Origin of the sequence: Pseudoduganella albidiflava (genome assembly GCF_004322755.1) — a bacterium.
GTDB classification, from domain to species: domain Bacteria; phylum Pseudomonadota; class Gammaproteobacteria; order Burkholderiales; family Burkholderiaceae_D; genus Rugamonas; species Rugamonas albidiflava.
The window spans coordinates 7,098,750-7,110,513 of the sequence record NZ_CP036401.1; the positions used below are offsets into that span (position 1 = coordinate 7,098,750).

Annotated in this window: 10 protein-coding genes; 8 read left to right on the forward strand and 2 right to left on the reverse strand. The window is 64.4% G+C overall.

Going from position 1 to position 11,764, the window contains the following annotated elements:
- Positions 1–4: 4 nt before the first annotated feature.
- The 3 genes from EYF70_RS29565 (at position 5) to EYF70_RS29575 (ending at position 4,843) form a co-directional block, all read left to right on the forward strand.
- Positions 5–2,785: a TonB-dependent receptor domain-containing protein gene (locus EYF70_RS29565; protein WP_229420617.1), complete on the forward strand. Its 2,781-nt coding sequence runs from the start codon at positions 5–7 to the stop codon at positions 2,783–2,785.
- A 110-nt stretch (positions 2,786–2,895) separates the two neighbouring features.
- Positions 2,896–3,858: a S66 peptidase family protein gene (locus EYF70_RS29570; protein WP_229420618.1), complete on the forward strand. Its 963-nt coding sequence runs from the start codon at positions 2,896–2,898 to the stop codon at positions 3,856–3,858.
- 70 nt (positions 3,859–3,928) lie between these two features.
- On the forward strand, positions 3,929–4,843 hold the full coding sequence (locus EYF70_RS29575) for a YihY/virulence factor BrkB family protein (RefSeq protein ID WP_131148572.1): 915 nt from the start codon (positions 3,929–3,931) through the stop codon (positions 4,841–4,843).
- Positions 4,844–4,916: 73 nt separating this feature from the next.
- Here the strand turns inward: EYF70_RS29575 and EYF70_RS29580 are convergent, their stop codons facing one another.
- Positions 4,917–5,597, reverse strand: a complete 681-nt coding sequence (locus tag EYF70_RS29580; protein WP_218943740.1) for a glutathione S-transferase family protein — start codon at positions 5,595–5,597, stop codon at positions 4,917–4,919.
- A gap of 11 nt (positions 5,598–5,608) precedes the next feature.
- On the opposite strand from EYF70_RS29580, the gene EYF70_RS29585 reads away from it, so the two are divergent.
- Both EYF70_RS29585 and EYF70_RS29590 read left to right on the forward strand, forming a co-directional pair.
- Positions 5,609–6,823: an AraC family transcriptional regulator gene (locus tag EYF70_RS29585; RefSeq protein WP_229420964.1), complete on the forward strand. Its 1,215-nt coding sequence runs from the start codon at positions 5,609–5,611 to the stop codon at positions 6,821–6,823.
- Positions 6,824–6,948: 125 nt separating this feature from the next.
- Positions 6,949–7,209, forward strand: a complete 261-nt coding sequence (locus tag EYF70_RS29590) for a hypothetical protein (protein ID WP_131148573.1) — start codon at positions 6,949–6,951, stop codon at positions 7,207–7,209.
- A 70-nt stretch (positions 7,210–7,279) separates the two neighbouring features.
- Here EYF70_RS29590 and EYF70_RS29595 read toward each other — a convergent pair whose 3' ends face one another.
- Positions 7,280–8,584, reverse strand: coding sequence for an ATP-binding protein (locus EYF70_RS29595; RefSeq protein ID WP_131148574.1), 1,305 nt, complete (start codon positions 8,582–8,584; stop codon positions 7,280–7,282).
- 131 nt (positions 8,585–8,715) lie between these two features.
- On the opposite strand from EYF70_RS29595, the gene EYF70_RS29600 reads away from it, so the two are divergent.
- The 3 genes from EYF70_RS29600 (at position 8,716) to EYF70_RS29610 (ending at position 11,727) form a co-directional block, all read left to right on the forward strand.
- Entirely contained in the window at positions 8,716–9,951 is a 1,236-nt protein-coding gene (locus EYF70_RS29600) for a protease complex subunit PrcB family protein (RefSeq protein ID WP_165497815.1), read from the forward strand.
- A 64-nt stretch (positions 9,952–10,015) separates the two neighbouring features.
- Positions 10,016–11,017, forward strand: a complete 1,002-nt coding sequence (locus EYF70_RS29605) for a MipA/OmpV family protein (RefSeq protein WP_131148576.1) — start codon at positions 10,016–10,018, stop codon at positions 11,015–11,017.
- On the forward strand, positions 11,017–11,727 hold the full coding sequence (locus tag EYF70_RS29610) for a hypothetical protein (protein ID WP_229420619.1): 711 nt from the start codon (positions 11,017–11,019) through the stop codon (positions 11,725–11,727). The genes EYF70_RS29605 and EYF70_RS29610 overlap by 1 nt, the downstream gene beginning before the upstream one ends.
- Positions 11,728–11,764: the final 37 nt, after the last annotated feature.

Genomic DNA, 11,764 nt, shown 5'->3' on the forward strand with positions numbered 1-11,764 from the left:
GCTCTTGAAGGTTAAAAAACTGGCGCACATGATCGCGCTGATGGGTGTCGTGGCTCCGGCCATCGCGCAAGAAGTGTCGCAAGCAGGGGCCCAGGCAGGGGCGCAGCCGATGCAGCGCGTGGAAATCACCGGGTCGAGCATCAAGCGCGTGGCCAGGGAAGGCGCGCTGCCGGTGCAGACCATCACGCTCGACACGATCCAGAAGGCCGGCGTGACGAACGCCGAGCAGTTGTTGCGGCTGGTGTCGGCCAACGGCACCGGTGCCGACAACATGACGTCGGGGAACAACGTGTTCGGCGCCGATGCCGACCGCACGTCCGGCGGCGCCTCGTTCGCCTCGCTGCGCGGCCTGGGCCCGAACGCCACGCTGGTGCTGCTGAACGGCCGCCGCATGGGCAACAACGGCGGCAGCGGCAAGGCGGTCGACCTGAACTCGATCCCGCTGGCGGCGATCGCGCGGGTGGAAATCCTCAAGGACGGCGCCTCGGCGATCTACGGCACCGATGCGATCGGCGGCGTGGTCAACTTCATCCTGAAGACCGACTACGAAGGCCTTGAAGCGTCGACCACGCTGAACGCCACCGAGGCGGGCGGCGGCATGGAACGCCGCTACACGCTGCTGGGCGGCCTGGGCAACCTGGAGGCCGATGGCTGGAACGTGATGGCCAGCGTGACGCGCGACGTCACCGACCAGCTGTCATCGAGCCAGCGCGACTTCGCCAACGGCTACCAGCCATGGCGCGGCCTGTCGCCCGATACCACGGGCACGCCCTATGCCAACCTTCTCAGCGGCGCCGGCAGCGCGCTGGGCACCGGCTTCAAGATGCCCGGCGACAGCACCACGTATCTGCAGGCCAACCTGCTCAGCCTGCAGGGCAATTGCGATTCCGTGCCGGGCATGTCGCAATATGCGAGCGAGCTGTGGACCAATGTCACGCCGATCACGCGCACGAAATATTCCTGCGCCTACGACTACGGCGGCGACTATGTGATGGCCTTCCCGGTCGAGCGCACCACCGGCGTCTCGCGCGGCACCTTCAGGCTCAACGCCGATCACCGCATGTTCGTCGAGCTGCTCGGCTCGCGCACCGAAACCACCGCGCAGCTGACGCCGCTGCAGATTTCCACCACGCTGGCGAATGGCAATGCCTATCCCGTGGGCGGCCCGTACTACCAGGACCTGTCGCCCTACATCGCCAGCTACGACCGCAGCAAGCCGATCCTGTACAAGTGGCGCGCCACGCCGGTCGGCAACCGCACGCAGGACGTGGTGCTCGATAACTACCGCGCGCTGGTGGCGCTGGAAGGCACGCTGGGCGGCAAGTACGACTACAAGCTGGGCCTGTCGAAGTCCGGCAGCAAGTCCTCGGTGGACCTGGTCGACGGCTATGCGTGGACGGACAAGCTGTACGCCGCAATGGGCACCGGCATCATCAATCCCTGGACGGGTGCGGGCCAGTCGCAGACGCAGCAGGCGATGGACCTGATCGAATCGGCCAAGTTCCGCGGCCGCCTGAACCAGGGTCGCACCACGATGACGCAGTTCGATGGCGCGATCTCCGGCGAAGTGTTCAACCTGCCGGCCGGCGCCGTGTCGATGGCGGCCGGCTTCGACCTGCGCAAGGAAACCTATTCGTTCGTGCAGGTCGTGGATGCCACGAGGATCTGGCAGGCGCCGGGCAACGCGAACCTGGACCAGGCCACGCGCTATATCCGCGCCGTGTATGCCGAAGCGCTGGTGCCGGTGATCAAGGACCTCGAAGTGCAACTGGCGATCCGCAAGGACAACTACAGCCTGATCGGCGCCACCACCAACCCGAAAGTGGCGTTCCGCTACCAGCCGACCGAACGGCTGCTGTTCCGTGGGTCGGCCAGCAAGGGCTTCCTGGCGCCCAGCTTCACCCAGCTGTACGCGGGGCGGCTGTCGCAGGAACTGCCGAACGGCGTGATCGACCAGGAAGGCTGCGCGAAGAACCCGGGCAACCCGGACTTCTGCGCCATTCCCCGCCTCGGCTACAACACCGGCGGCAATCCGGGCCTGCGGCCGGAAACGTCCAAGCAGGGCACGCTGGGCGTCGTCGCGGAGCCGTTCCGGAACTTCTCGCTGTCGCTGGACTGGTGGGCGATCAACATCAAGGACCGCATCCTGAACCGCACCCCGCAGGTCGTGCTGCAGAACTGGCAATACCTGCAGCAGTACATCGTGCGCGACCCGGCCAGCGGCGTGATCGACCACGTGGAAGCGGGCTGGATCAACGCGGCCGGCCTGAAGACCCGCGGCGTGGACCTCGGCCTGCGCTACGACGGCACGCTCGGCGGCTACAAGTACGCGGCGGTCCTGGACGGCACCTACATGGACAGCTTCAAGTTCGCCGAGTTCGAGGGCCAGGAGTACAAGGAACAGGTCAGCCAGTTCAACACCCGCGACGTGTACCTGCGCTGGAAGCACAGCGCCAGCGTGACGGTCTCGAAAGGCAACTGGAGCGGGCTGCTGCTGCAGCGCTACGCTTCCGGCTACAACGACCAGGTGCCGAACGGCGGCAAGAGCGGTTTCCCGCCCGGCTTCGATCCGCGCGTGCACCACTACACGAAGTACGACGTCTCGGCCACGTACACCGGCTTCAAGAACACCACGCTGACGGTCGGTATCCAGAACCTGTTCGACGAGGAACCGCCGTTCACCGCGCACAACGTGGACGAAGTGGTGGGCGCCGGCTGGGATCCCCGCGTGGCCGATCCGCGCGGCCGGGCCCTGTCGTTCAACCTGAAGTACAAGTTCTTCTGACCGTGGACCGGCGCGGCTTCGGCCGCTCGTTGGCAACCTCGCTGGCCGCCGCGTTGGCCGCCGCCGCTTTTCCGATGGCGGCGGCCGCACCGTCCTCCCGGAAAAAATCCATGCAACTCATCAAACCGCCGCGGCTGCTGCCCGGCGACACCATCGGCCTCGTCACGCCCGCCGGGCAAGTGTCGCGCGCGGCGATCGACAAGGCCATCGCCAACACCGACGCGCTCGGCTTCAGGGTGAAGCTGGGCCGCTACCTGGATGAAGTGAACGGCAACTACGCCGGCCCCTGGCAGCATCGCGTGGAAGACCTGCACGGCATGTTCGCCGACCCGGACGTGCACGCGATCTGGGCGATCCGGGGCGGCTCGGGCGCGATGCAGCTGTTGCCGCACCTGGACTACGGCCTGATGCGGCGCCACCCGAAGATCCTGGTCGGCTATTCGGACATCACGGCCCTGCACCTGGCCATTCACCGCCATGCCGGACTGGTGACGTTCCATGGTCCGGTCGGCATGTCCACCCTGTCCGGCTACTCAACGGAACACCTGCTGAACGTGCTGATGCGGCCCGAGGACGAGTACGTGATTCCGATGGCCGTGGAAAACAGCCGCAAGGCATTCAACGAGCCGGACAATGCGCATTACGCGCTGCGCACGGTGGTGCCCGGCATCGGCACCGGGCGGCTGATGGGCGGCAACCTGGCGCTGGTCAGCGCGCTGGCCGGCACGCCCTATGCGGCCGACATCCGCGATGCGCTGCTGTTCCTCGAAGAAGTCAACGAAGAACCTTACCGCGTCGACCGCATGCTGATGCAGTTGAACCTGAACCAGCCCTTCCGTTCCGCGGCCGGCATCATGCTGGGCATCTTCGAAGGCTGCGGCCCGGCCGACGATGGCCCGTCGCTGAGCCTGGACGAGACGACCGACCAGCATTTGCGGCCGCTGGCGATTCCCGCCGTGACGGGGTGGTCGTTCGGGCACATCCGGCACCAGTTCACCTTGCCGATGGGGATCCAGGCGCGCATGGATACGGAGCGGCAGACGCTGACCTTGCTGGAGGCGGCGGTGCGGTAGTGGGGCGGTAGCGGGGCGGCACGGCCCAGCAGGACGGCGCTTCCGCTGGCGCCTCGCTAGAATCGGCATCATGCCTATCCTCAACCGCCAGGCCGTCGCCATCGTGCTCGGCCATCCGCTGCGATTCACCGTGCGCTGCCTGAAGGGTTTCCGCGCGAACCAGGGATTGCTGCTGGCCGGTGCCGTCGCCTACTATTCGCTGCTGTCGATCGTGCCCCTGCTGATGCTGGTAGTGGTGGCGCTGTCGCACGTGATCGATCCGGCCGACCTGCTGGAAACCATCGGCCATTACCTGGAATGGCTGGTGCCGGGCCAGTCCAGCGCGATCGTGGCGGAGGTGGCGCACTTCCTCGAACACCGCGACCTGGTCGGCTGGCTGCTCGTGCTGACGATGCTGTTCTTCAGCTCGCTGGCATTCACGGTGCTGGAAAACGCGATGAAGGTGATCTTCATCCACCGCGTGGGATTACGGCGGCGGCATTACCTCACCTCGGCCATTCTTCCCTACTGCTACATCCTGTGCCTGGGCATCGGGGCGCTGGTCGTCACGCTGGTGGCCGGCAGCCTGCAGGTGATCGGTGCCGAAAGCGTACGGCTGTTTGGCGTCGAATGGTCGCTGGAGGGGCTGTCCGGCGCGCTGCTGTACCTGCTGGGGCTGGGCGGCGAAGTGCTGCTGCTGTCGTCGATCTATATGGTGATGCCGGTGGGCCGGCTGAGCTGGCAGCATGCGCTGATCGGCGGCGTGACGGCCACCGTGTTGTGGGAAATCGCCCGCCACGTGCTGGTGTGGTACTTCTCCACGCTGTCGCAGGTGAATGTGGTGTACGGCTCGATGACGACGGCGATCGTGGTGATGTTCAGCCTGGAGATCGGCGCTACCTTGCTGCTGTTCGGCGCGCAGGTGATTGCCGAGTACGAGAAGGTGGTGGATGGGGCGCCGGATGTGGTGACGCAGTTGACGGCGCCCACGCACGAGGCGAGCTGAGCCATAACGGCAAGGCACGGCTCAGCGGAAAATATCCTGCGCAGATCTGGCGGTAACGCGCTGGCGAGGCAGCTTATTTCGCCGTCCGCTCCAGTAGTGCATTGTCCTTGGTGACCGCCCGCTTGTAAGCATCGCGCGCCGTCAGTTTTCCAGCGTAGGCCAGGAATGCATCCCGTGGCGGCATGGTTTCCAGTGCCAGGCCCCAGCCAATGTGCGAGCCGACATACACATCGGCAGCAGTGAAGCGGTTGCCGGCGATATACGGGTGAGCCTGTACGGCCCGCTCGAGTTGGTCGACGGTGCGCTCATAGCTGCCATGACCGAAGAAAAACTCCTGTTCGGGCAGGGGGACGAAACCGGCACGATGATTGGTAACGGCCTGCTCGACAGGCCCGGCGGCAAAAAACAGCCAGCGATAGTAATCTGCAAGTTCCTCTGCCTTGGGTGCCAGGCCTTCCTCGGGGAATGCCTGGGCAAGATAGGCGCAGATCGCCGCCGTCTCCGTAATGATTCGCCCGTTGTGCTCGATCGCAGGAATCTTCCCGATTGGATTGATCTCGTCAAAAAAGCGCGTGCGAATGCTGTCCGTGCCGTCACGTTCGGGGCGGGCCAACGCGGCGCCTCCCCACTGGTCGCCCGCGCTCGATGCCTCGTAGTCCAGCACGATCGTCTCGTACGGACAGCCAATTTCTTCGAGCATCCAGCGGACCATGCGGCCTCGCGAGTTGGGATTGGTATAAAACTTCAGGCTCATGATTGTCTTTGATGGTGGTGAAGGGAACGGTCAAAGGATGGTATCGCTGGGGCGTTCCTGGGGTGTACGCAAACCGTGCCAAAGATCCTGCAAAGTGCGCCAATCGCCTGGACCGATATACTTCCGCTGCGCCAATGTACGTGGCCGGAAATTTCGATAAAGCAGAAAAAATGACAACGACGACATTGTCGGTGGATCGATGCAGGCTGCCGCCGGCATTCTGGAAATCCATTGAAAGGCTGGGACTGCGGCCTTCCGCAGTGCTGCAACAGGCATCGCTGCCGGCAACATTGCACCTGGATGAAACGGCTTTTATCAGCACGTCACAACTGTTTTCAATTTGGCGGGCGATCGAGGCAATTTCCGGGGATCCTGCTTTTGGTATCCGGATGGCCTGTGAAACAAGCAGTGCCCAACACATGATGGCATTCGTGTCCGCACTCTATGCGGCCAATTACCGCGATGGACTCGAGCGTGTCGTTCGTTACAAGCGACTGTGCAGTCCGGATCGGCTTCTCGTCGATGAGAAAGACGGAAAAATTTTCATCACGAGCACATGGCCTGGCGATACGGAACCCGAGCCGTATATATCGGTAGAAGCCAGCTTTGCATTGTTGATCGAACTCGGCCGGCGTGGCACAGGGCAGCGACTATTGCCATCGATCGTGGAGCTGCGCCGCCACGCGCCAGATGGGATTTCAGGCACCGATTTGCATACAGCGTACTTCGGGTGTCGAATCCATTTCGGTGCCGGGAAGGATCGCATGATCCTGGAGGCGGCACACCTGGCGTTGCCATTCATCGATCACAATCCCGAGATGCTCCGAATGGTCAGCCCGGCGTTGGCCGCCGCCTTGCGTGAATTCGAAGCGGAAGCCAGTTTCGAGAACCAGGTCAAGGCGGCTTTGCGTCGGGCGTTCGCAGCAGGTCGTTCCGACATTGCAACGGTTGCAAGGGAATTGGGCCTCAGCGAGCGCACCATGCAGCGACGCATTACAGCGGAGGGCAAGACATTCAGGATGTTGCTGAACGAAACCAGGCGGGAACTGGGCCGTCAGCTATTGTCCGACTTGTCGGTTGATGTGAAAGAGGTGGCATTCCTGCTCGGCTACCAGGACAACAACTCGTTCTACCGCGCTTTTCGGGAATGGGAAAACGCGACGCCTCTTCACTGGCGCCGGATGCATGCTCATGGATTTTCTGCGGTTTTTCGGAATGGGGACTGATCCGGCCCCTGATTTCAAAGTGCAATTCTTGTACGCCAAGTCCCACGGAGAGAACGCCTATGCGCTGGCATCCGGGTGCGCCAAGAGGATTTAGCATGGGGGAAAATAGAAACCGGAGCGGGACAATGACGGATCTTGATCGAAGGGCCACGGACGCGGCTCACGACGATACGGCACAGTCCAGGGCAGATCGTCTTCGTGCCGAGCAGGTGGAAGTCGGCCTGGTCATGCAGGAAATGCTCGGCACGCGGGCTGCCGCTGGTTATCTCTGCGAGAAGAGTATCTCGATCGATATCGCGACAAGGGTGCTGACGCGACCTTGGGAGCGCAGATGGCGCTCATCTGTCAATCTGGCATCGTTCGAAGCCGTGCCAGCTATTGTCTAGCTTTCGGCCTGGATCCCCGGCATGAAATACATCCCAAGGCTTGTTTTGTCCGCCTCGAACGGTGCGCTAGCTATGCCGGCGGCAAACTGATCGTAAACCGCGCCCCGCCCAGCGGCGACGTTTCGATCTTCAGCGAACCCCCATGCAGCGAGATGGCCTTGCCGGCGATGGATAGCCCGAGCCCGAAACCGCCCGTGTTGCGGTCGCGCGAACGGTCCAGCCGGTAGAACGGTTCGAATACCTTTTCCCGTTCCTCTTCCGGAATGCCCGGGCCATCGTCGTCGACGGTGATCGTCACGCCGCCCAGCTTGCTCAGCGCCGAGAGCGCTACCTTGCTGTTGGCGTATTTTTGCGCGTTGCGCAGCAGGTTCCCGGTGGCGCGCATCAGCAGGCGGCAGTCGCCGTAATAGGTGCCCATGCCGTCCGGCACGGAAACATCCAGCGACACGGTGGCCGGTGGCAGCGAGTGGGCGCAGCTGCGCAGCGCTTCCGTCAGGTCGAAGGTTTCATAGCGCAGCGGCTGGTCGCTGTCGAGCCGGGCCATGCCCAGCAGCTCGTTGACCAGCGACTTCAGCTCCGTCAGGTCGCCCTGCATGCTGCCGATGCGCTTTTGCAGCAGCACGTCCTCGGCGGTGTCGTGCAGCAGCTCGAAGGCGAATTCCAGCCGCGCGATCGGCGTGCGGATTTCATGCGACACCGAATGCAGCAGGCCGCGCTGCGATTCCAGCAGCGTTTCGATGCGGCCCGCCATGTGGTTGATCCGTTCCGCCAGCGGGTAGATGCTGTCGCCCGGCTTCATCTCCGCGCGCGCCTTCAGCTGGCCGGCGCCGAAACGGTCCGCCACCTTCATCAGCTGCTGCAGGCTGCGCCAGTGCGAGCGCGACCAGAAGCCGATCGGCACCAGCAGCGCCAGCGCCACGATCAGGTAGCGCACCGCTTCCATCTGCAGTGCCACCTTGATGTCGATCGGCAGGTTTTGCGCGTGGATCGCTTCCTCGTCGCTGCCGATGTAGCGGTCGCCGCTCAGGTCGACGCGGCGGTACAGCGAGCGGTCGGCCAGGTCGATCACCACTTCGCCGCGGTCGAATGCCGCGCGCTCGGCGTTGGACAGGTGCTCGCGCACGACGGCCAGCGGCACCAGGTCGAAGCGCACCTCGGACACTTCGCGCACCTTGTTCAGGCGGTCGAGCCAGCCGTCGGCCGGCGCCTGGTCCACGTACTGCTCGAGAAGGAAAATCTGCGCTGCCGCCTGGTTGCGCGCGATGTTTTCCAATGGGTCGCCAAACAGGCGGTCGATGGTGAAGTACACGATGAAGGCCGCTACGCTGATCGACAGCATCACAAGGATGAAGAAGCGTAGAAACAGGCGGTTCATGTTGCCATTGTATAAGAACCAATGCCGTGAAAATCCAGGCCGACAAATTTATGACAAAAAGCCGACATGTGTGTGCGGACAGGGAGGACGCGGCTGGATACGATGACAAGACTTGTTTCCAGGAGCTAGCAATGCGTCCATATCGATCCGCAGTCCAGGCAGCTGCGCTGTTGCTGACCGCCCTGTCCCTCGCCGCGTGCGGCGGCGGCGGTCCGTCGTCGTCACCCACGTCGGCCGTCGCGGGCGGGAAGGGCATCGCCGTCGGCGAGCCGGCCCCGGGCGCACCGGCGCGCGAGGAATTCATTGCCCAGGCACGCAAGGCCGACTGCGCCGAACAGCGCAACCGGCTGTTCATCATCGACAACGAGCTGGTGCTGTGGGACCGTGCCGGCAATTGCGCGGACATGTCGTGGAACGCGACGCTGTACCGCCTCACGCCGGGTGCGATGCTGTGCACCGCCGGCGACACGATCGCCGGGCCGCGCACCACCTGCACGGACGAGCGCTACCGTGCATTGCTGGAAACTGCCGCGGCCAACCTGGCGAAGGATGACCTGGGCCTCGGCGGCGCGCACAAGGTCGAGGTCGTGCCGTTCATCAAGGATGGCACGCTGCCGTTTGCGCCGCTGGTGCAGGACCAGTATTCGGGAATCGCGCAGCCGCGCAACGTCGTAGTCCGCGACCGGGCCGGCCTCGAAACACTGTGGAACGCGCATTACCTGGGCCGCAGCCCGGTGCCGCCGCTGCCGGAGGTCGACTTCCAGCGCAGCATGGTGGTCGGCGTCTTCGCCGGTTCGCAGGCGGCCGGCTGCCAGTCGGCTGCCGTAGCGACGGTGGAAGGCGACAACGGCAAGGTCGTGGTCGGCTATGAAATCAGCACGCTGATGACGGTGGCACCCTGCGCGCAAGCCCTGGGCGCGCCGATGGCGCTGGCCGTCGTCGACCGGTACGAGGGCGAAGTGGCGTTCGTCGACACCACGCCGGAGCACATGGCCTTCACCAGCCTGGACCTGGAAGACAATTCCGCCGTGGCCACGCCGGAAACGGTCGTGGTGCGCGATGCCGCCGCCTGGAACGAACTCTGGGCCCGGCACAAGAGCCGGAGCGTGCCGGTGCTGCCGGTGCCCCAGGTGGATTTCAACCGCTACATGGTCATCGGCGTCTTCATCGGCAGCAGGCCGAATGGTTGCTTTAAAACAACGGTCACCGACGTTTACCGCAGCGGCCGCAAGATTCATGTGACCCGCGTCGACCACCAGCCCGACCCGCGAGCGGTTTGCACGCAGGCGTTGACGACCCCTTCGCACCTGATCATGGTCGAGCGCAGCGACTTGCCGGTGGTAGTGTCGTCACACACTGTTACTTGACAACGTTCAACCTTGGGCCGCAAGCCATATAAAATGGGAGGCATTGCTCTTTCAGAATGCACACATGTACAAGTTTTTCGTACTTGCCTTGGCGGGCGCGTGCGGTGCGGCCCACGCGCAAACTCCCGCCATCAATCCCATGCCCGACGGTAGCCGCGATATGTACGTGGGCCTTGGCGCGCAATATGCCCCACGCTACGAGGGAGCGGCCGACCGCCGGACCACCGCCTTGCCGATGCTGCAGGTCCAGTGGAGCAACGGCATTTTTATCTCGGGAATGAGCATGGGCATGCACCTGTCGAATTCTCCTTCCGTGGAATATGGTCCGCTGGTGGCACTGGCGCCGGGCCGCGATGCGTCCGGCACGAAGATGTTCCGGCTCGGCACCGTCGGCGACAATGCCGGCAACCCGGGCGGACCGTCGACGTGGCTGCCGGACCCCATTACCGGACTCCCGCCGCCCAAGGATGGCGACGTCAAGGAAGACGACGTGAAGCAGGACGACGTCAAGGAAGAGCCGCCGCCGGCGGCAGGCGCGGACGGTTTCGCGCCCAACGAGGGCGGCGATGGCCTCACGGCCGACAACAGCGTCAACCTGCTCGATGGCGTGCACGCGATCCGGCGCCGCGTCCTGTATGGCGGCTTCGCCAATTTCTACCTGACGCCGCAACTGCGCGTGACCACCAACCTGCTGTACGGCGCCGGCAACGACCGCAACGGCTTGCGCATGCACGTGGCCCTGCAGCACCTGCAGCAGGATATCGCGCCGCACCACACGCTGGCGCTGTCGGCCGGCGTCACGCTCGTCAACCGCGCCTACAACATGGCGTATTTCGGCGTCACGGCCGAGGAAGCCGATCAGTACGGCATCAATGCCGAATACCATCCCGATGGGGGCATCGAGGATGTGCGCGCCGGTGCGCGCTGGAACTGGGCGCTGTCGCCGGCGTGGATGATGACCACGGGCTTGCAGGTCAGCCGCCTGGTGGGCGATGCCAGGAAGAGTCCGCTCGTGGAGCGGCCGACCAACGTTTCCCTGTCGACGGCGCTGGTCTACCGGTTCTGATGATGCCCATCGCCCGATTCCTCGCCGCGCGTGTCCCGCTGCTGCTCGCCCTATGCCTCGGCATGGGCGGCGGCACGGCGCAGGCGCAGGAAGCGGGCTGGGTCAGCTACCGCGACGCCTACCGGGCCATGGTGGCGTTCGCGAAATACGGCAAGGCCAAGAATTTCTTGCAGAACCATTACCAGGTGTCGCCGAAGGATGGCAGCCAGCCGCTCGACGGCCTGCGCCTGACGCTGTCCGGCCGGACCACGCAGCTCAATCTGCCGCTCGATGCGACAGGCCGTACCACCTTCCCCTTGCTGAAGGCGGCCTACGACGAAAACGCCATGCTGGTCCTGAACCGCAAGATCAATGAGTACACGTTCGGCCCGCGCATTTCGATCGTGGCGCGGGTGGATGGCGTGTATGAAAGCGCCGACCTGCGCGCGGCCTGCGACCAGGCGCTGCAGTACCTGCGGCACCTGGATGGGAACTACGGCAGCCGACGCTGTGCCGGCGTGCGGTTTGCCTTCCTGCCGAAGAGCGATGCCGAAGTGCGGGTGCGCGATCCACTGCGCGAAGCCACGCTGCCGGCCGCCGAGGGCGCCGCGTTCGATGGCGATGCGAACGCCGGGTTCCGGGTGATGGTGTACCGGTTTGCGGAGTGGCCGGAGCGGGTGCAGGTGATCAGCCAGAATGCCCCGGTGGCGATCGCACCGGTGATCGAGTGAGGCGGGCGGGGCTGGCCAGGGACGACATGGAATGATT

What these genes read in the sequence shown, in the direction of transcription:
- EYF70_RS29570 (WP_229420618.1), top strand. Translation starts at nt 2,896, where the DNA reads ATGCAACTCATCAAACCGCCGCGGCTGCTGCCCGGCGACACCATCGGC.
- EYF70_RS29575 (WP_131148572.1), top strand. Translation starts at nt 3,929, where the DNA reads ATGCCTATCCTCAACCGCCAGGCCGTCGCCATCGTGCTCGGCCATCCG.
- EYF70_RS29580 (WP_218943740.1), bottom strand. Translation starts at nt 5,597, where the DNA reads ATGAGCCTGAAGTTTTATACCAATCCCAACTCGCGAGGCCGCATGGTC.
- EYF70_RS29585 (WP_229420964.1), top strand. Translation starts at nt 5,609, where the DNA reads ATGGTGGTGAAGGGAACGGTCAAAGGATGGTATCGCTGGGGCGTTCCT.
- EYF70_RS29590 (WP_131148573.1), top strand. Translation starts at nt 6,949, where the DNA reads ATGACGGATCTTGATCGAAGGGCCACGGACGCGGCTCACGACGATACG.
- EYF70_RS29595 (WP_131148574.1), bottom strand. Translation starts at nt 8,584, where the DNA reads ATGAACCGCCTGTTTCTACGCTTCTTCATCCTTGTGATGCTGTCGATC.
- EYF70_RS29600 (WP_165497815.1), top strand. Translation starts at nt 8,716, where the DNA reads ATGCGTCCATATCGATCCGCAGTCCAGGCAGCTGCGCTGTTGCTGACC.
- EYF70_RS29605 (WP_131148576.1), top strand. Translation starts at nt 10,016, where the DNA reads ATGTACAAGTTTTTCGTACTTGCCTTGGCGGGCGCGTGCGGTGCGGCC.
- EYF70_RS29610 (WP_229420619.1), top strand. Translation starts at nt 11,017, where the DNA reads ATGATGCCCATCGCCCGATTCCTCGCCGCGCGTGTCCCGCTGCTGCTC.